Here is a 17,128-nt window from a genome sequence, read left to right as displayed (position 1 = left end):
CTGCATACCCCTAGGGGGTACCTGTGCGGAGCACCGTAGCATACCCGTGGGGGGTATGTAAGAGTGAGATGAGGGCGCGTGGGAAGCACCCGCTCCGCACCTCCGGCCGGGCAGAATGCCCCCATGACCGTCGAGGAAGAGCACGACCGGGAGCCGCATCGGGACCCGGATCCGGACCTGCTGCAGCGGTGGAACGCCACCCTGCTCGCCGCCCGCGCCGGCCGCGTGGGCCCCGACCCCGCCCCGTACGGCCGGAACCTGCTGGCCCGCTGGGCCGAGCCACAGCGCCGCTACCACACGGTCGCCCACCTCCGGGCGGTCCTCGACCGCATCGACGAGCTCGCCGACCAGGGCGGGGAGGGCGGCGAACTGGAGCTCGTACGGCTCGCCGCCTGGTTCCACGACGCCGTCTACCGCCCGGACCGCTCGGAGAACGAGGAACGCTCGGCGGCCCTGGCCGAGAAGGCCCTCACCGAAGCCGGCCTCACCGCCCGCGAGGTCACCGAGGTGGCCCGCCTGGTCCGCCTCACCGTCACCCACGACCCGGCCCCGGGCGACCTCAACGGCGAGACCCTCTGCGACGCGGACCTCGCGATCCTGGCCACCGGCCCCGATACGTACGGGGGGTATACGGCGGCGGTCCGCGAGGAGTACTCCTTCGTCCCGGAACCGGACTTCCGCGCGGGCCGCGCCGCCGTCCTCCGCCAGCTCCTCTCCCTCCCCCGCCTCTTCCGCACCCCCTACGGGGCGGCGGCCTGGGAGGAACGGGCCCGGGAGAACCTGGAACGGGAACTGGCGGAGCTGGCGGGACCGGCGGCCTGACGGCGCGGCCGGGGCGGCGCGTGACCGTCTCGCATCCCGAGAAGTCCGGGGATCGCGGAATGACAGGCACAAACCGCAGGTTGACGCATGTCATGCCGTCTTCCTCAGCCGAGCACGCGACGCCCCCCGCCACCGCCTCCCCCTCCATACCCCCGGCCCGTATGCCCCTGGCCGTGTACATCCTCGGTCTCTCCGTCTTCGCACTGGGGACCAGCGAGTTCATGCTGTCCGGGCTGCTGCCGCCGATCGCGGAGGACATGGGCGTCTCCATCCCCCGCGCCGGACTGCTCATCTCCGCCTTCGCGATCGGCATGGTCGTCGGCGCTCCGCTGCTCGCCGTCGCGACGCTCCGGCTCCCCCGCAAGACGACCCTGGTCGCCCTCATCACCGTCTTCGGCCTCGGGCAGATCGCCGGCGCACTGGCTCCGAACTACGCCGTCCTCTTCGCCTCCCGCGTCGTCAGCGCGCTCGCCTGCGCCGGGTTCTGGGCGGTCGGCGCGGCCGTCGCCATCGCGATGGTCCCGGTGGGCTCCCGCGCCAAGGCGATGGCCGTCATGATCGGCGGCCTGTCCATCGCCAACGTCCTCGGCGTCCCGGCCGGCGCGTTCCTCGGCGAGCACCTCGGCTGGCGCTCGGCGTTCTGGGCGGTCGGCGCGGCCTCCGCGATCGCGCTCGCCGGAGTCGTCACCCGCATCCCGCACATCCCCCTCCCCGAGGCCAGGCCCCGCCTCAAGCGGGAACTGGCCATCTACCGCGACCGGCAGGTCCTCCTCTCCGTCACGGTCACCGCGCTCGCGGCGGGCGGCGTCTTCTGCGCCTTCTCCTACCTCGCCCCGCTCCTCACCGACGTCTCCGGGCTCGACGAGGGCTGGGTCTCGGCCGTCCTCGGGCTCTTCGGCATCGGCGCCCTGGTCGGTACGACGATCGGCGGCCGCGTCGCCGACGCCCACCTCTTCGGGGTGCTGCTCAGCGGCATCGCCGCCTCGACCGTCTTCCTGATCGCCCTGGCCCTCTTCGCGTCCGGTCCCGTCGTCACGGTCCTGCTCGCCTTCCTCCTCGGCGTCTCCGCCTTCTACACCGCCCCGGCCCTCAACGCCCGGATGTTCAACGTCGCAGGCGCCGCCCCCACCCTCGCGGGCGCCACCACCACCGCCGCCTTCAACCTCGGCAACACCGGCGGCCCCTGGCTCGGCGGCACCGTCATCGACGCAGGCCTCGGCTACGCCTCCACGGCCTGGGCGGGCGCGGCCATGACGGCTCTGGGCCTCGCCACGGCCGCGGTCGCCCTCAGGCTCCACAAGTCCCCCTCCCGCGTGGTGACTTCGGGCGCTCCCCAGGAGGATCGGGAGCGGGAGCAGCAGGCCGAGGCGCCCTGCTGAGGATCTTTTCCGAGAAAGAGCGGTCGACGGCGATGAGTTCTTCCGTGATCGTCGGTCGAAGCTGATGACCGCACCGACACGAGAAGCCGAGGAACCCCAGATGCGCACCCTGATCAGCACCGCCTTCGTCTCGCTCGACGGCGTCGTGGAGGCCCCGGGCGGCGAGCCCGGATACCGGAACTCCGGATGGACCTTCAAGGACGTCGAGTTCCTCCCCGAGGCCTTCGAGATCAAGGACCGCGAGCAGAAGGAGGCGGCCGCGATGCTGCTGGGCCGGACCAGCTACGAGGCGTTCAGCCCCGTGTGGCCCGACATGGAGGACTTCGCCGGCTACAAGGTGATGCCGAAGTACGTCGTCTCCACGAGCCTCACCGAGGACGACCTCGTGTCGAACTGGGGCGAGACGACGATCCTGCGCTCGCTCGACGAGGTCGCCGCCCTGAAGGAGACCGAGGGCGGGCCGATCATCGTCCACGGCAGCGCCTCCCTGAACCGGGCGCTCTCGGACGCCGGCCTGATCGACCGGTACCACCTGCTCGTCTTCCCGCTCCTGCTCGGCGCGGGCAAGCGTCTCTTCAGCGCCACGGACAAGGACGCCCAGAAGCTGAAGCTGGTCGAGCACGAGGCCTACGCGAACGGCCTGCAGAAGAACGTGTTCGACGTCGTCCACCGGCGCGCCTAGGGTGGCGCCCGTGACGACTCGGATGATCATCCTCAACGGCGGTTCCAGCTCGGGGAAGTCCGGCATCGTGCGGTGCCTCCAGGCCGTACTGCCGGACCCGTGGCTGGCGTTCGGAGTCGACTCCTTCGTCGACGCGCTGCCCGCGAAGATGCAGGACGCGGACTCCGGGATCGTCTTCGACGCCGACGGCGGCGTCAGCGTCGGCGCCGACTTCCGGGCCCTGGAGGCGGCCTGGGCCGGAGGGCTCGTGGCGATGGTCAGGGCCGGCGCCAGGATCGTCGTCGACGACGTCTTCCTCGGCGGCGCCGCCTCCCAGCAGCGCTGGCGCGAGGCCCTCGGGGACCTGCCCGTGCTGTGGGTCGGCGTCCGGTGCGAGAGCTCGGTCGCCGCGGGGCGCGAGATCGCCCGCGGGGACCGGACCGTCGGGATGGCCGCGCAGCAGGCCCTGATGGTGCACGCGGGCGTGGAGTACGACCTGGAGGTCGACACGACACGCGCCGAGTCCCTGGAGTGCGCCCGCGCCATCGCCGCCCGGCTCGGCTGACGCGGGGCCGGGAAGGCGGGCCCGGGAAGAACGTCAGGTGACCGGGTGGCCCTGGAGCGGCGCAGGCCCCGGGAGGACGTCAGGCGACCGGTCGGCCCTTCGGGCGCCGCAGCCCCGCCTTCGTGAGGTGCCGGAGCAGTTCCTTCGAGCCGACCTCGACCGCGCCGGCCGCCACCGCGTCCGCGTACCGGTCGGAGGGGATGTCGTAGTGGTCCCGCTCGAAGGCGCGCGGCGGGGCGCCGATCGAGGCGGCGAAGGCGTGCAGCTCCTCGAAGGAGACGTCGCTGACCAGGTGCGACCACATGCGGCCGTGGCCCGGCCAGGTCGGCGGGTCGATGTAGAGGGTCACGCGGAAGCTCCCGTCACGTCAGGCCGCCCACCGGGGCCACCACCACGCCCTGCTTGCCGCAGACCCAGTGCGGGTCGGGGCCGAGCTCCGGCTCCACGTCGAGGGCGTGCGGGTCGCCCGAGGAACAGACCGGGCAGAGCGGCCAGCGTCCGTACCGTTCGAGCAGGGCGTCCTGCACGTCCTGGGCGACGAGCCCGGCGACGTACGACACCCCCTCGGGCCACTGCTCGACCCACCAGCGCCGGTGGGTCACCGCGTCCTCCACCATCGACACGACCTGGGCCGCGGCCACCTGCCGGGCCACCAGGTCGGCCAGAACCAGCGCGCGAGCGGCGTGCAGCGCCTGCTCCACGGGGTCGATGTCGTCCATGCACTCATTGTCACCCGGCGCGCGCCCCCCACACGAAAAAGACCGAGGGCCCCGGCGGATCCGGGACCGAAGAGGCCTCACGGGGTCTTGTCGCCCCCACCTGCCGAAAGTATCTTTCAGGTGTGACCAATGAAGTGAAGGAAAGTTTCACCGGTGACGCGCCCCCCGCCCCCGCCGCGCTCGCGGCCAAGGTGCGGACCCTCGTACCGTCCATGACCCGCTCCATGCAGCGGGTCGCCGAGGCCGTCGCCGGAGACCCGGCCGGCTGCGCCGCCCTCACGGTCACCGGCCTCGCCGAGCTCACCGGGACCAGCGAGGCGACCGTCGTCCGCACCGCCCGGCTCCTCGGCTACCCCGGCTACCGCGACCTCCGCCTCGCCCTCGCCGGCCTGGCCGCCCAGCAGCAGTCCGGCCGCGCCCCGGCCGTCACCGCCGACATCGCCGTCGACGACCCCGTCGCCGACGTCGTCGCCAAGCTGGCCTACGACGAGCAGCAGACCCTCGCCGACACCGCCGCCGGGCTCGACACCGTCCAGCTCGGCGCCGCCGTCGCCGCGCTCGCCGCCGCCCGCCGCATCGACATCTACGGCATCGGCGCCTCCGGCCTCGTCGCCCAGGACCTCGGCCAGAAGCTGCTCCGGATCGGCCTGATCGCGCACGCCCACAGCGACCCGCACCTCGCCGTCACCAACGCCGTGCAGCTCCGCTCCGGCGACGTCGCCATCGCCATCACCCACTCCGGCTCCACCGGCGACGTCATAGAACCCCTCCGCGTGGCCTTCGACCACGGCGCCACCACGGTCGCCATCACCGGCCGCCCGGACGGCCCCGTCACCCAGTACGCCGACCACGTCCTGACCACCTCCACGGCCCGCGAGAGCGAACTGCGCCCCGCCGCCATGTCGTCCCGCACCAGCCAACTCCTGGTCGTGGACTGCCTGTTCACCTGCGTCACCCAGCGCACGTACGAGACGGCGGCCCCCGCCCTCGCCGCCTCGTACGAAGCCCTCGCCCACCGCCACTCCCCCCGGACCCGCTGACCCACACGTCCACCGGCGCCGACGACGCCGCCGTCCCGAAAGAGCCCCCGTGCCCACCTCGTACTCCGAACTCCGCGCCCAGCTCGCCACCCTCACCACCGAGGCCTTCCGCCCCGAGCTCGCCGAGATCGACCGGCTCCCGACGCTGGACATCGCCCGCCTCATGAACGGCGAGGACCGGAGCGTCCCCGAGGCCGTCGCCCGGCAGCTCCCCGTGATCGCCGCCGCCATCGACGCCACCGCCGCCCGCATGGCCCGCGGCGGGCGCCTGATCTACCTGGGCGCGGGCACCGCGGGCCGTCTCGGCGTCCTCGACGCCAGCGAGTGCCCGCCCACCTTCAACACCGACCCGTCGCAGGTCGTCGGCCTCATCGCGGGCGGCCCCACCGCCATGGTCAGGGCCGTCGAGGGCGCCGAGGACTCCAGGGAACTCGCGGTCGCGGATCTCACCGCGCTCGGGCTCACCGCCGACGACACCGTCGTCGGCGTCTCCGCCTCCGGCCGCACCCCGTACGCCGTCGGCGCCGTCGAACACGCCCGCGCCCAGGGGGCGCTGACCATCGGCCTCTCCTGCAACGAGGACAGCGCGCTCGCCGCCGCCGCCGAGCACGGCATCGAGGTCGTCACCGGGCCCGAGCTCCTCACCGGCTCCACCCGCCTCAAGGCCGGCACGGCCCAGAAGCTCGTCCTCAACATGATCTCGACCCTCACGATGATCCGCCTCGGCAAGACCTACGGAAACCTGATGGTCGACGTCCGCGCCTCCAACGACAAGCTCCAGGCCCGCTCGCGGCGGATCGTCGCCCTGGCCACCGGCGCGCCGGACGAGCAGATCGAGGCCGCGCTCGCCGCCGCCGACGGCGAGGTGAAGAACGCCATCCTCATGATCCTCGCCGACGTCGACGCCCCCACGGCCGCCGAGCGGCTGAAGGCCTCCGGGGGGCACCTGCGCGGGGCGCTGCACGCGACCACCGCGTAGGCCCTCACGGTCACCGGCAGAGAACGTCCCCCGCGGGCCGCACGCCCTCGGTCAGGAAGCGGGTCACGGCCCGGTCGCCGCACGCGTTCCCGTTCCCGAGGTAGACCGCGTGGCCGCCCCTGTCGACCGAGACGAGCCGCGCCCGGTCGCCGAAGGCCTCGCGCATCTTGAGGCCCACGGAGTGCGGGGTCGACGGGTCGCGCAGGTTCTGGATCATGAGCACGTTCGACGGGCCCCGGTCGGTGATCCGGGTCGGCTTCTCCACCGCGCCGCCCTTCCAGAAGGCGCACGGCGTGATGTTCGCGGGCATCCCGGCCGTCAGCGGGTACCGCTCCCGGTCCGCGGCGACGGCCCGCCCGTACGCCGGCACGGAGGCGGGCCAGTCCACGTCGTTGCAGATCACGCCCACGCTGACGGTCGCCGCCTCGTCGGGCATCGGACCGGTCAGCTCGGCCGGAAGAACCGGCACGCCCGCCGGGTCGAGGGCCTGGGACATCAGACGCGCGAAGGCCGGGAAGGCCGCGTCGGAGTACAGCGCCTGCTGGAGCGCCTGCCGCAGCACGGTGCCGGTCAGCGGCGTGCCGGGGGTCGCCGAGGTGCGCGGCTCACGGTCGAGGCGGGCGGCGAGGCCGAGGAACAGGGGCCGTACCTCCTCGGGACGTTCGGCGATGCGCAGCCCTTCGCCGGCCCGGTCCGGATGGGCGGCCCAGGCCGCGAAGTCCGGGAAGCGGTCCTCGGCGCCGCGCGCCATGCCCGCCAGCCAGCCCCGGGCGACGCGCTTCGGGTCGGGGTCGGAGCTGCTGTCGAGGACCCAGCGGTCGGTGCGCTCCGGGAACCTCTGGGCGTACACGGCGGCCACGTACGTCCCGTACGACACGCTCCACGCGGACAGCCTCCGCTCGCCGAGCGCCTGCCTCAGCCGGTCCAGGTCCCGCACCTGGTTGGCCGTGGTCAGCCCGCGCAGCATCGCGCCCCCGTTGCGCGCGCAGGCCTCGGCCATCCGCCGGGAGCGGGCCGTGTTCTCGCCGATGGCGCCGTCGGCGGCCGGCCAGGACCGCAGGGTCACCAGACGCCGGTCGTCCTCGGCGAAGCCGCACCGGGCCTTCGCGGAGCCGCCGACGCCGCGCGGGTCGAAGGCCACCAGGTCGTACGCGCCGTTCGTCTCCTTCGCCAGCGCGGCCCCCTTCTGCCCGAGCCGCTGCACACCGGAGCTGCCCGGCCCGCCCGGGATCACCATGAGCGTCCCGCGCCGCGCCTCGGGCCGGGTGCTGGGCAGCCGGGCCACGGCGAGGCCGATCTGCTCGCCGTCGGGGTCGGTGTAGTCGAGGGGCACGGAGAGGGTGGCGCACCGCTGCCCCGGCAGCGGCTTCACGGCGGGGTCGCAGTCGCCCCAGTCCAGCCCGGCAGCGGCGGCGGGGGCGGCACCGCCGCCGGCGAGACCGACGCCGGCCACGGCGGCGGCGGAGAGGGCGAGCATCAGGGCCTTGCGTCCACGGTTCGTCGTCATGCGCACAGCCTCGCGGGCGGGGCGACGGGGGCCCATCCGGCGGACCGGCGGGTCCGAGGTGGGGCCAACCCCCGTACCCACGGATCTGTTTGACTCACGGCATGAGCGCACGTGAGTCGTACGGAACCCGCCCGGAGTACATCGCCGACGTCCTGGGCCTCCTGGGCGAGGACGCCCTGCTCCTCTCGTACGAGGAACACCGCGCGTTCGCCCGGGTGAGCCTGAACCGGTTCGAGGCGATCGGCTCGGCCCGGGTGGACTGGCGGGGGGCCGAAGCCGTCGAACGGCGCGAGGAGTTCGAGGGCGGGACGCTGGCCGGCCTGCTCGACGCGTACGCCGCCCCCGACGAACTGGTGATCGTCTTCTGGGACAACCTCCTGGTCCCGTCGATCGCCCTGCCGGCCGCCCTGACGGCACGGCACGCCGACGCGATCCTGGACCAGGGACACGCCTGCTGGCTCTTCCTCACGGACAGGGGACTCCTGATCGAGTTCCAGGACGGCGAGGCGTTCACGGTGGGGCGGCCACCGGCGGCCGAGGGCTGAGGGGAACGGCGATCCGCTGGCATCACGCCCTCCCCCGGGAGATCATCCCCGCCATGACGACCACAGACTCGACCACCGCAGACCCGACCGCGACGGACAAGGCCACCACCGCCCCGGTCCCCGCCCCCCACGCCTCCGACTCCGGCACCTGGGCCCTCGGCGGGGACCTCCCCGTCAACCGTGTCGGTTTCGGCGCCATGCGGCTCCCCCAGCACGGCGAGGCGCTCGTCGCGAACGCCGTACCGATGGACCGCGACCGCGCGATGGCCGTGCTGCGCAAGGCGGTCGACCTCGGCGTCAACCACATCGACACGGCCGCCTTCTACTTCTCGCCGCTCCGCTCCGCGAACGAGCTGATCAACAGCGCCCTCGGCGGCCCCTACCCCGACGACCTGGTCATCACCACCAAGGTCGGCCCGGCCCGTGACGCCTCGGGCGCCTGGAGCGAGCACGCCCGGACCCCGGCCGCGCTGCGCGCGCAGGTCGAGGAGAACCTGCGGCAGCTCGGCCGCGACCACCTCGACGTCGTCAACCTCCGTGTCGTCGGACCCGATTCGGTCGCCGAGCGCTTCGGCGCGCTCGCCGAGCTCCGCGAGGCGGGCCTCATCCGCCACCTCGGCCTCTCCAACATCACCCCGGCGCACCTCGCCGAAGCGCGGGAGATCGCCCCCGTGGTCTGCGTGCAGAACATGTACGGGATCGGGGTCCGCCCCGAGTACGAGGAGTTCGTCCGCCACTGCGGCGAGCAGGGCATCGCCTTCGTGCCCTTCTACGCGATCGCCGCCGCCGGACGCGAGACGGGGGCGACCGCCCCGGAGAGCGAGGAGGTCCTCGCCGTCGCGGCGGCCCACGACGCCACCCCGGCCCAGGTCCGCATCGCCTGGACCCTCCACCAGGGCCCCCACCTCCTGGCCATCCCCGGCACCGGCGACCCCGCCCATCTGACCGCCAACGTCGCCGCCGGCGCCCTCCGCCTCACACGGGAGGAACTGGAGCTCCTCGACCGTGTCCACCGGAACGCCGAGGCCTAGACTCCGCCCCATGACGACCGCGCCGAAGTCCCCCGCCGCCGACCTCGCCCCCACCGGAGTCCTGCGGGCCTCGATCAACCTCGGGAATCCGGTGCTCGCGCAGGGCACGCCAGAGGCGCCGGGCGGGATCACCGTGGACCTGGCGCGGGAGATCGGGGCGCGGCTCGGGCTTCCCGTCGAGCTGCTCTGCTTCGACGCGGCGCGGAAGTCCTTCGAGGCGATGGCGGACGGCCGGGCCGACCTCTGCTTCCTCGCGGTGGACCCGGCGCGGGAGACGGAGGTCGCGTTCACCGCCCCGTACGTCGTCATCGAGGGGGTGTACGCCGTGCCGCGCGGCTCGGCGCTCACCACCGTGGAGGAGGTGGACGCGCCGGGCGTGCGGATCGGGGTCAAGAAGGGCTCCGCGTACGACCTGTTCCTGTCGAGGAACCTCGTGCACGCGACCGTGGTGCGCGGCGAGGAGGGCGTCGACACGTTCCGGGCGGAGGGCCTGGAGGCGGGCGCGGGCATCCGCCAGCCGATGACCGCGTACGCCGCGGCGCATCCGGACGTGCGGCTGATCGAGGGCCGGTTCATGGAGATCCGGCAGGCCGTGGGGACGACGGTCGGGCGCCGCCCCGAGACGGTCGCCTTCCTCCGGGACGCGGTGGAGGAGCTGAAGGCGAACGGTTTCGTCGCGGAGTCGCTGCGCCGCTCGGGCCAGGAGGCCGGGCTGCTGGCCCCGCCGGCCTGACGGACGGGAAACGCCCGGACGGGAAACGCCCGGGGGCCCGGCCGCGACGAGGACCATGTCACCCGTTCCGGCGGCGTCCGCCGGCGCGGGGATCGTCACGTCGTACGGCGCGTCGGAAGCGGTGGCCGCCAGTGCGGAAGGTGTGGCGGCCGCCGGGCCGGTGATGCCCAGGGCCGCGCTCAGTGCGAGCGCGACGGCTCTTCGGACGGACAAGTACGTGTCCCCTCGTACGGGAGTGAGGGCGGGTACGACGGGGGAGGGCGGACACGACAGGCAGGTGACGGCGGCGCGGAGCGGACCGCGCGGCCGGGGGCCGGCGGGACCCCCCTGTCGGCAGCCGGATCGTACATTCAAGCGAATGAAAGGCGCCGGAAACATGGCTCGGCATCCCACCCAGAGGCCCCTTCCCGGGCCCTGAGGGGGCTTCCCCGGGACGCGTACGCCTCCCCCGCCCAGGCGGCCCGCCCGCCCGTCGACAGGCCGCCCATCCCCCGCACAACGAATGCACACACCACCTCTGACCTGGGCTTTCACCCCAACTCCCCGTATTCTTGGGGGACTCGGAGGGGAGATCCACATGAGCCAGACCGACCGCACCGTCCGCACCGTCGACGACGTCCTCACCCTGCTCGACGGCCTGTTCTCGCCCGGTGCCGACCGGTGGACCGAGGGCGGGGCCGAGTGGTGGGACGGGTTCTACGCGGACCGGGACAAGCCCGTGCCGTTCTTCGTCGACAAGCCCGACGAGAACCTCGTGTCGTACGTCGAGCAGGGCCTGCTCCCGGCCGGCGGCCGGGCGCTCGACCTCGGCTGCGGGCCCGGCCGGAACGCCCTGTACCTCGCGTCGGCCGGCTTCGACGTCACCGCGGTCGACCTCTCGCCCGCCGCGATCGCCTGGGCGGAGGAGCGGGCCGCCCGGGCGGGCACCGGGAACGTGCGGTTCCTGTGCGGCGACGCCTTCACCGCGCCCCTCGACGGGCCGTACGACCTCGTCTACGACTCCGGCTGCTTCCACCACCTGCCCCCGCACCGCCGCATCAGCCACCTCGCCCTCCTCGACCGCGTCCTCGCCCCCGGCGGCCGCTTCGCGCTCACCGCGTTCGCGGCCGGCGAGGGCGGCATGGGCTCCGAGCTCCCGGACGCCGACTTCTACCGGGACGGGAAGCTGCACGGCGGGCTCGCCTACACCGACGCCTCGCTCCGCGCGGTCTTCGCCGACCTGGCGGAGATCGAGCTGCGGCGCATGCGCGCGCAGAGCGCCGACTCCCCGGTATTCGGCGAGTCCTTCCTCTGGACGGCCCTGTTCCGGCGCTGACTCAGCCCATCCCCTCCAGATGCTCCGCCAGCCGGTCGTACTGCTTCCTCACCCCCGTCTCCATGCCCGCCGCCAGCGCCTGGTCCCTGATCTCGTTCGAGGGCCAGAAGGAGGTGCTGGTCAGGGCCGTGCCGCCGTCGGGGGTCGCGTCGAAGGTGAGGGTCACGCGGACCGGCCCTGCGTCCGGCATCTGCTCGAAGACCTCCGTGTAGTCGAGCCGCTCCGCCGGGACGACGTCCTCGTACGTGCCGGAGAAGACGATCTCCTGGCCGTCCGGCCCGGTCTGGCCCCAGCGCCAGGTGCCGCCCGCCCGCAGGTCGATGTCGACGACGGACGTGGTCAGCCCGGCCGCCCCGTACCACTCCCGTACGTGCTCGGGCCGCGTCCAGGCCTCCCAGACGCGGGCCGGCGGGGCGTCGAACGTGCGGGTGACGACCAGCTCGCGGTCGGCCGGCGTCGTCAGGAGGGTGACCATCACGATCTCCCTTCACGAGGAGGCCATTCCAGGATCACCCCGGCACCCCCACAAAGCGAATGAACATGTTCAACAGGTGAGCGCTGAAGTTCTCCACGCGGCCGCCCCGACCACGGCGAGGCCGCGATCTCAGACCTGTGGGGGCCCCTTTGCCGGGCTCAACGCGCAGGCTCCCGCACGCCTTTGTCCGTGCGGCCGCCGTCTTCGCTCTCTCGGCGGGTATCGCCGCACCCGCCGTCGTCCACGCCCCGGCCGCGCACGCGGACCGGCCGGCCACGACCGGCAGCACGCTGGACGACGGGCGCTACCGCCTGGCGCCACCGGCGAACGCGCTCTGGATCAAGGTCAGCGTGCCGGCCTCCACCGCTCCGGACGCTGCCGTCCTGGCCTCCGCGGAGGCGCTCACCCCGGACAACTACGACTGGAAGACGGACGCGCCGGTCGTCCTCCCCGAGGGCACCGCCCTCGGGGACCACCCGGTCCGGGTCGACTACCGGCTGCCCGGCGAGACCACCAGGCAGTGGACCGGCACCTACGCCTACCGGCCGCACATCGGCGTCTCTCCGTGTCCTGGGACCCGAGGCTCGCCAACACCTTCCGGCTGTGCCCGGCGATGACCTCCTTCACCCTCGGCAAGCCCACCTACGCCTACCGCAACGCCTACCCCGCCGGCGCCCTCGTCGGGATCCAGCCCGGATCCGGAGACGCGGTGCCGCTGGCGGGCCGCTCGGTCTCCTACCGGCCGGTCCCGGGGGCGGCCCCCGCGGCCCAGGCCGTCACCGACGCGACCGGCCGGTTCACCGGCGGGGACTACGTCGACGTGCGCTGATCCGTCCCGTACGACGCCCGAGGGCGGCACCCCCGGTGGGGGTGCCGCCCTCGTTCGCGTCCAGCGATGAACTGCCGATCCGTCAGGATCAGAAGTCCATGTCACCGCCCGGCATGCCGCCGCCGGCCGGCGCGGCGGCCTTCTCCGGCTTGTCGGCGATGACGGCCTCGGTGGTGAGGAACAGCGCGGCGATCGACGCGGCGTTCTGCAGCGCGGAGCGCGTGACCTTCGCCGGGTCGATGATGCCCTCGGCGATGAGGTCGACGTACTCGTTGGTCGCGGCGTTCAGGCCGTGGCCGACGGGCAGGTTGCGGACCTTCTCCGCCACGACGCCGCCTTCGAGACCGGCGTTGACCGCGATCTGCTTCAGCGGGGCCTCGAGCGCCAGCTTGACGATGTTGGCACCGGTGGCCTCGTCGCCCGACAGGTCGGCCTCGAGCTTCTCGAAGACGTTGGACGCCTGGAGCAGGGCCACGCCACCACCGGCGACGATGCCCTCCTCGACGGCCGCCTTCGCGTTGCGAACGGCGTCCTCGATGCGGTGCTTGCGCTCCTTGAGCTCGACCTCGGTCGCGGCACCGGCCTTGATGACGGCCACGCCGCCGGCCAGCTTCGCGAGGCGCTCCTGGAGCTTCTCGCGGTCGTAGTCCGAGTCGGAGTTCTCGATCTCGGCGCGGATCTGGTTCACGCGACCGGCGACCTGGTCGCTGTCACCGGCACCGTCGACGATGGTGGTCTCGTCCTTGGTGATGACGACCTTGCGGGCGCGGCCGAGCAGGTCCAGGCCCGCGTTCTCGAGCTTGAGGCCGACCTCCTCGGAGATGACCGTGCCGCCCGTGAGGATGGCGATGTCGTTCAGCATGGCCTTGCGGCGGTCGCCGAAGCCCGGGGCCTTGACCGCGACGGACTTGAAGGTGCCGCGGATCTTGTTGACGACCAGGGTCGACAGGGCCTCGCCCTCGACGTCCTCGGCGATGATCAGCAGCGGCTTGCCCGACTGCATGACCTTCTCCAGGAGCGGAAGGAGGTCCTTCACGGAGGAGATCTTGGAGTTGACGATCAGGAGGTAGGGGTCGTCGAGCGACGCCTCCATGCGCTCCATGTCGGTGGCGAAGTACGCCGAGATGTAGCCCTTGTCGAAGCGCATGCCCTCGGTGAGCTCCAGCTCCAGACCGAAGGTCTGGGACTCCTCGACGGTGATGACGCCTTCCTTGCCGACCTTGTCCATCGCCTCGGCGATGAGCTCGCCGATCTGGGTGTCGGCGGCGGAGATGGAGGCCGTGGAGGCGATCTGCTCCTTGGTCTCGACGTCCTTCGCCTGCTCGAGCAGGGCGCCGGAGACGGCCTCGACGGCCTTCTCGATGCCGCGCTTGAGGGCCATCGGGTTGGCACCGGCGGCGACGTTGCGGAGGCCCTCGCGGACGAGCGCCTGGGCGAGGACGGTGGCGGTGGTCGTACCGTCGCCGGCGACGTCGTCCGTCTTCTTGGCGACTTCCTTGACCAGCTCGGCGCCGATCTTCTCGTACGGGTCCTCGAGCTCGATCTCCTTGGCGATGGAGACACCATCGTTGGTGATCGTGGGGGCGCCCCACTTCTTCTCGAGGACGACGTTGCGGCCCTTGGGGCCAAGGGTGACCTTGACGGCGTCAGCGAGCTGGTTCATGCCGCGCTCGAGACCGCGCCGGGCCTCCTCGTCGAACGCGATGATCTTGGCCATGTGAAGTGGTCCTCCCGGACATGGGGTGGATAACGCTCCAGGACCGCGCCGACGCCCGCGACGGACGGCCTCCGCGACTCCGTGTGGTTCCTTGCCCCACCCGGCCGGCGACCTCGTCTGCCCGATCCTCGTAGCACTCTCACCTTCCGAGTGCTAACGCCAATGATTAGCACTCGCCCTATGAGAGTGCAAGCGACTCTCGGGTTTCGGGAGGGGACCGGGGGCGGAGCGGGCCGGGGCGGAGCGGGCCGGGGGCGGGAACGCGCGAGGGGTCCGCATCCCCTCAGGGATGCGGACCCCTCGACGGCGTTGCGTCGGTGGCCGATCGCGCCGCGCTCAGACGGCGAGCTTGACCATGTCCGCCTGCGGACCCTTCTGGCCCTGCGAGATCTCGAACTCGACCCGCTGGCCTTCTTCGAGGCTGCGGTAGCCATCCATCTGGATCGCGCTGTAGTGGACGAAAACATCCGCACCACCGTCTACCGCGATGAAGCCGTAGCCCTTCTCCGCGTTGAACCACTTGACGGTGCCCTGAGCCATGCCTAACTCCCCTATTACTGGCCCTTGCGCGGGACCCGCACTTCGCGGACCCGGGTCAGACCTCTGCGCCGGAACGCGTCGACCGCGGCTGAATGTATCTGCCCAACTGCCCTCTGCAACAGGTCATTCGACCGATAATTCTGGGCGCGGCGGAAAGGGGAATTGGGGAGAATCCCCAAGATGACGGGGCAAGTCGGGCCCGGCAAAGCGCACAGAAGGTACACAACGCGCACGCACTTTGGCTGCTTCTTGTCGTGCGGAGACGCATTCTCATATGCGCTCGGCATGAGCAGCGGAGGGGACTTCCCCAACTCTACCGCGCTCAACCATGCAGAATTGCCCCTTCCGCTTATCGCGCGGAAGGGGCAATTCGTACTGACCGGTAAGACTCGATGAGCCCGTCGGGCCTCAGCAGCCGCCGGCGACGGCCGGGATGATCGAGACGCCCGCGCCGGCCGGGGTGACCGTCTCCAGGCCCTGCTCGAAGCGCACGTCGTCGTCGTTCACGTAGACGTTGACGAAGCGGCGCAGCTTGCCCTGGTCGTCCAGGACGCGGGCGGCGATGCCGGCGTGGTTCTTCTCCAGGTCCGCGATGACCTCGGCGAGGGTCGCGCCCTCGGCCTGGACCTCGGCCCGGCCGCCCGTGTAGGTGCGGAGGATGGTGGGGATGCGGACGTTCACGGCCATGTGTTCTTAACCTTTCAGAGCGCCAGGCCGGCGTCGCGGAACGCGTCCAGGCTCGGGCGGATGGTGGCGGTCGCCTGAGAGGTGTCGGCCACCGCGTCCAGGGTCTTGAGTCCGTCGCCGGTGTTGAGGACGACGGTGGTGAGGCTCGGGTCGATCAGACCCGCCTCGACGAGCTTCCGGGTGACGCCGACGGTCACGCCGCCCGCGGTCTCCGCGAAGATGCCCTCGGTCTGCGCGAGGAGCTTGATCGCGTCCACGACCTGCTCGTCGTTCACGTCCTCCACGGCGCCGCCGGTCCGGCGGGCGATGTCGAGGACGTAGGGGCCGTCGGCCGGGTTGCCGATGGCGAGCGACTTGGCGATGGTGTTCGGCTTCTGCGGGCGGACGACGTCGTGGCCGGCCTTGAAGGCGGCGGAGACCGGGGAGCAGCCCTCGGCCTGGGCGCCGAAGATCTTGTACGGCTTGTCCTCGACGAGGCCCAGCTTGACGAGCTCCTGCAGGCCCTTGTCGATCTTCGTGAGCTGGGAGCCGGAGGCGATCGGGATGACGAGCTGGTCGGGGAGGACCCAGCCGAGCTGCTCGCAGATCTCGTACGCGAGCGTCTTGGAGCCCTCGCCGTAGTACGGGCGGAGGTTGACGTTCACGAAGCCCCAGCCCTCGCCGAGCGGGTCGCCGATGAGCTCCGAGCAGAAGCGGTTGACGTCGTCGTAGTTGCCCTCGATGGCGACGAGGTCACCGCCGTAGACACCGGCCATGACGACCTTGCCCTGCTCCAGGTCGTGCGGGATGAACACGCAGGAGCGGAAGCCGGCTCGGGCGGCGGCGGCGCCGACGGCGCCGGCCAGGTTGCCGGTGGAGGAGCAGGAGAGGGTGGTGAAGCCGAAGGCGCGGGCGGCTTCGAGCGCCTGGGCGACGACCCGGTCCTTGAAGGAGTGGGTCGGGTTGCCGGAGTCGTCCTTGACGAAGAGCTTGCCGGGGGCGACGCCGATCTCGCGGGCGAGGTTGTCGGCCTGGACGAGCTTGGTCCAGCCGGGGTTCAGGTTCGGCTTCTCGGCGACGTCGGCCGGGACGGGCAGCAGCGGGGCGTAACGCCAGATGTTGGCGGGGCCGGCCTCGATCTGCTTGCGCAGCGCCTCGGGGTCACCGGTGGGAAGGTCGTACGCGACTTCGAGCGGTCCGAAACAGAGCTCGCAGGCGAAGATCGGGCCGAGCGGGAAGTGCTCACCGCATTCGCGACAGGAGAGTCCGGAAGCGGGACCGAGGTCGACGGTGGCGGGGGTAGCGGTCTGTACAGCCATGGAGGCGAGGCCCTTTCTCCTCATCTTTCCCATTGACGAATTTTTCGCCATGAGACGGATTTGGCACCTTCCCTAGCCGGGGACCTCGCTGGAGGACGAGTGGTAACCGACTGGAGGGTTGCCGGGGCTTCAACGGGCCGTTTCCCTCTGCCCCTCTGGATGAGCGGTATTCGATTGTGAAGCGCGGTGGACTTTCGTTCCTGCGCTCCGACGCGGTCGGCACCCCGACGTGCATCGGGCATCCGCGTTGTTCAAGACTGTAACCGAAGGCCCGGACGCTTGGACC

At 72.1% G+C, this 17,128-nt stretch carries 20 protein-coding genes and 1 riboswitch; of the genes, 12 read left to right on the top strand and 8 right to left on the bottom strand.

Annotated features, from left to right (window positions below; genetic code table 11):
• Nucleotides 1–123: 123 nt before the first annotated feature.
• The 4 genes from K7G60_RS26825 (at nt 124) to cpt (ending at nt 3,427) form a co-directional block, all read left to right on the top strand.
• On the top strand, nt 124–822 hold the full coding sequence (locus tag K7G60_RS26825; RefSeq protein ID WP_225803518.1) for a hypothetical protein: 699 nt from the start codon (nt 124–126) through the stop codon (nt 820–822).
• 161 nt (nt 823–983) lie between these two features.
• Entirely contained in the window at nt 984–2,201 is a 1,218-nt protein-coding gene (locus tag K7G60_RS26820; protein ID WP_225803517.1) for a Cmx/CmrA family chloramphenicol efflux MFS transporter, read from the top strand.
• A gap of 100 nt (nt 2,202–2,301) precedes the next feature.
• A complete protein-coding gene (locus tag K7G60_RS26815) occupies nt 2,302–2,883 on the top strand; it encodes a dihydrofolate reductase family protein (RefSeq protein ID WP_225803516.1) in 582 nt (193 codons plus the stop codon).
• A 22-nt stretch (nt 2,884–2,905) separates the two neighbouring features.
• On the top strand, nt 2,906–3,427 hold the full coding sequence (gene cpt / locus K7G60_RS26810) for a chloramphenicol phosphotransferase CPT (protein ID WP_225803534.1): 522 nt from the start codon (nt 2,906–2,908) through the stop codon (nt 3,425–3,427).
• A 79-nt stretch (nt 3,428–3,506) separates the two neighbouring features.
• Here the strand turns inward: cpt and K7G60_RS26805 are convergent, their stop codons facing one another.
• On the bottom strand, nt 3,507–3,776 hold the full coding sequence (locus tag K7G60_RS26805; RefSeq protein WP_093874800.1) for a DUF4031 domain-containing protein: 270 nt from the start codon (nt 3,774–3,776) through the stop codon (nt 3,507–3,509).
• A 13-nt stretch (nt 3,777–3,789) separates the two neighbouring features.
• Nucleotides 3,790–4,146 carry a hypothetical protein gene (locus K7G60_RS26800; RefSeq protein WP_093874801.1) on the bottom strand — a complete coding sequence of 119 codons (357 nt, stop codon included), beginning with the start codon at nt 4,144–4,146 and terminating at the stop codon, nt 3,790–3,792.
• A 122-nt stretch (nt 4,147–4,268) separates the two neighbouring features.
• On the opposite strand from K7G60_RS26800, the gene K7G60_RS26795 reads away from it, so the two are divergent.
• Both K7G60_RS26795 and murQ read left to right on the top strand, forming a co-directional pair.
• A complete protein-coding gene (locus K7G60_RS26795) occupies nt 4,269–5,186 on the top strand; it encodes a MurR/RpiR family transcriptional regulator (RefSeq protein ID WP_225803515.1) in 918 nt (305 codons plus the stop codon).
• Between the two features lie 49 nt (nt 5,187–5,235).
• Nucleotides 5,236–6,165 carry an N-acetylmuramic acid 6-phosphate etherase gene (gene murQ / locus K7G60_RS26790; protein ID WP_225803514.1) on the top strand — a complete coding sequence of 310 codons (930 nt, stop codon included), beginning with the start codon at nt 5,236–5,238 and terminating at the stop codon, nt 6,163–6,165.
• Between the two features lie 10 nt (nt 6,166–6,175).
• Here the strand turns inward: murQ and K7G60_RS26785 are convergent, their stop codons facing one another.
• The gene (locus K7G60_RS26785) at nt 6,176–7,672 is read right to left on the bottom strand and encodes an alpha/beta hydrolase (RefSeq protein WP_225803513.1); all 1,497 of its coding nucleotides are present in this window, start codon (nt 7,670–7,672) and stop codon (nt 6,176–6,178) included.
• Between the two features lie 101 nt (nt 7,673–7,773).
• Here K7G60_RS26785 and K7G60_RS26780 point away from each other — a divergent pair, with 101 nt between their 5' ends.
• The 4 genes from K7G60_RS26780 (at nt 7,774) to K7G60_RS26765 (ending at nt 11,296) form a co-directional block, all read left to right on the top strand.
• A complete protein-coding gene (locus tag K7G60_RS26780; RefSeq protein WP_225803512.1) occupies nt 7,774–8,217 on the top strand; it encodes a hypothetical protein in 444 nt (147 codons plus the stop codon).
• Between the two features lie 53 nt (nt 8,218–8,270).
• Nucleotides 8,271–9,248 (top strand): aldo/keto reductase, encoded by a 978-nt coding sequence (locus tag K7G60_RS26775; RefSeq protein ID WP_225803511.1) that lies wholly within the window; start codon nt 8,271–8,273, stop codon nt 9,246–9,248.
• A gap of 10 nt (nt 9,249–9,258) precedes the next feature.
• Complete coding sequence (locus K7G60_RS26770; protein ID WP_225803510.1) at nt 9,259–9,981, top strand: transporter substrate-binding domain-containing protein; 723 nt, start codon at nt 9,259–9,261, stop codon at nt 9,979–9,981.
• 577 nt (nt 9,982–10,558) lie between these two features.
• Nucleotides 10,559–11,296 carry a class I SAM-dependent methyltransferase gene (locus K7G60_RS26765; RefSeq protein WP_225803509.1) on the top strand — a complete coding sequence of 246 codons (738 nt, stop codon included), beginning with the start codon at nt 10,559–10,561 and terminating at the stop codon, nt 11,294–11,296.
• Nucleotide 11,297: 1 nt separating this feature from the next.
• Here K7G60_RS26765 and K7G60_RS26760 read toward each other — a convergent pair whose 3' ends face one another.
• Nucleotides 11,298–11,771: an SRPBCC domain-containing protein gene (locus K7G60_RS26760; protein WP_225803508.1), complete on the bottom strand. Its 474-nt coding sequence runs from the start codon at nt 11,769–11,771 to the stop codon at nt 11,298–11,300.
• Nucleotides 11,772–11,920: 149 nt separating this feature from the next.
• Here K7G60_RS26760 and K7G60_RS26755 point away from each other — a divergent pair, with 149 nt between their 5' ends.
• Together K7G60_RS26755 and K7G60_RS26750 are read left to right on the top strand one after the other, a co-directional pair.
• A complete protein-coding gene (locus K7G60_RS26755; RefSeq protein ID WP_225803507.1) occupies nt 11,921–12,388 on the top strand; it encodes a hypothetical protein in 468 nt (155 codons plus the stop codon).
• Nucleotides 12,385–12,600 carry a hypothetical protein gene (locus tag K7G60_RS26750; RefSeq protein ID WP_225803506.1) on the top strand — a complete coding sequence of 72 codons (216 nt, stop codon included), beginning with the start codon at nt 12,385–12,387 and terminating at the stop codon, nt 12,598–12,600. The genes K7G60_RS26755 and K7G60_RS26750 overlap by 4 nt, the downstream gene beginning before the upstream one ends.
• A gap of 88 nt (nt 12,601–12,688) precedes the next feature.
• Here K7G60_RS26750 and groL read toward each other — a convergent pair whose 3' ends face one another.
• The 4 genes from groL to thrC form a co-directional block, all read right to left on the bottom strand.
• Entirely contained in the window at nt 12,689–14,317 is a 1,629-nt protein-coding gene (groL, locus tag K7G60_RS26745; protein ID WP_030693129.1) for a chaperonin GroEL, read from the bottom strand.
• Between the two features lie 336 nt (nt 14,318–14,653).
• The gene (locus K7G60_RS26740) at nt 14,654–14,857 is read right to left on the bottom strand and encodes a cold-shock protein (RefSeq protein WP_015035246.1); all 204 of its coding nucleotides are present in this window, start codon (nt 14,855–14,857) and stop codon (nt 14,654–14,656) included.
• A 408-nt stretch (nt 14,858–15,265) separates the two neighbouring features.
• Entirely contained in the window at nt 15,266–15,544 is a 279-nt protein-coding gene (locus K7G60_RS26735) for a MoaD/ThiS family protein (protein ID WP_225803505.1), read from the bottom strand.
• A gap of 14 nt (nt 15,545–15,558) precedes the next feature.
• Nucleotides 15,559–16,866, bottom strand: coding sequence for a threonine synthase (gene thrC / locus K7G60_RS26730; RefSeq protein ID WP_225803533.1), 1,308 nt, complete (start codon nt 16,864–16,866; stop codon nt 15,559–15,561).
• Nucleotides 16,860–17,008: riboswitch (SAM riboswitch) on the bottom strand. It overlaps the preceding gene by 7 nt.
• Nucleotides 17,009–17,128: the final 120 nt, after the last annotated feature.

Source organism: Streptomyces sp. NK15101, assembly GCF_020400725.1.
Taxonomy (GTDB): Bacteria; Actinomycetota; Actinomycetes; order Streptomycetales; family Streptomycetaceae; genus Streptomyces.
The sequence above is the reverse complement of the archived record's forward strand: the minus strand, read 5'-3'. Positions and strand labels throughout refer to the sequence as shown.

Excerpts from the sequence above, each read along its gene's own strand:
- K7G60_RS26825 (WP_225803518.1), top strand. The coding sequence starts at position 124 with ATGACCGTCGAGGAAGAGCACGACCGGGAGCCGCATCGGGACCCGGAT.
- K7G60_RS26820 (WP_225803517.1), top strand. The coding sequence starts at position 984 with ATGCCCCTGGCCGTGTACATCCTCGGTCTCTCCGTCTTCGCACTGGGG.
- K7G60_RS26815 (WP_225803516.1), top strand. The coding sequence starts at position 2,302 with ATGCGCACCCTGATCAGCACCGCCTTCGTCTCGCTCGACGGCGTCGTG.
- cpt (WP_225803534.1), top strand. The coding sequence starts at position 2,906 with ATGATCATCCTCAACGGCGGTTCCAGCTCGGGGAAGTCCGGCATCGTG.
- K7G60_RS26800 (WP_093874801.1), bottom strand. The coding sequence starts at position 4,146 with ATGGACGACATCGACCCCGTGGAGCAGGCGCTGCACGCCGCTCGCGCG.
- K7G60_RS26785 (WP_225803513.1), bottom strand. The coding sequence starts at position 7,672 with ATGACGACGAACCGTGGACGCAAGGCCCTGATGCTCGCCCTCTCCGCC.
- K7G60_RS26780 (WP_225803512.1), top strand. The coding sequence starts at position 7,774 with ATGAGCGCACGTGAGTCGTACGGAACCCGCCCGGAGTACATCGCCGAC.
- K7G60_RS26775 (WP_225803511.1), top strand. The coding sequence starts at position 8,271 with ATGACGACCACAGACTCGACCACCGCAGACCCGACCGCGACGGACAAG.
- K7G60_RS26770 (WP_225803510.1), top strand. The coding sequence starts at position 9,259 with ATGACGACCGCGCCGAAGTCCCCCGCCGCCGACCTCGCCCCCACCGGA.
- K7G60_RS26765 (WP_225803509.1), top strand. The coding sequence starts at position 10,559 with ATGAGCCAGACCGACCGCACCGTCCGCACCGTCGACGACGTCCTCACC.
- K7G60_RS26760 (WP_225803508.1), bottom strand. The coding sequence starts at position 11,771 with ATGGTCACCCTCCTGACGACGCCGGCCGACCGCGAGCTGGTCGTCACC.
- K7G60_RS26750 (WP_225803506.1), top strand. The coding sequence starts at position 12,385 with ATGACCTCCTTCACCCTCGGCAAGCCCACCTACGCCTACCGCAACGCC.
- groL (WP_030693129.1), bottom strand. The coding sequence starts at position 14,317 with ATGGCCAAGATCATCGCGTTCGACGAGGAGGCCCGGCGCGGTCTCGAG.
- K7G60_RS26740 (WP_015035246.1), bottom strand. The coding sequence starts at position 14,857 with ATGGCTCAGGGCACCGTCAAGTGGTTCAACGCGGAGAAGGGCTACGGC.
- K7G60_RS26735 (WP_225803505.1), bottom strand. The coding sequence starts at position 15,544 with ATGGCCGTGAACGTCCGCATCCCCACCATCCTCCGCACCTACACGGGC.
- thrC (WP_225803533.1), bottom strand. The coding sequence starts at position 16,866 with ATGAGGAGAAAGGGCCTCGCCTCCATGGCTGTACAGACCGCTACCCCC.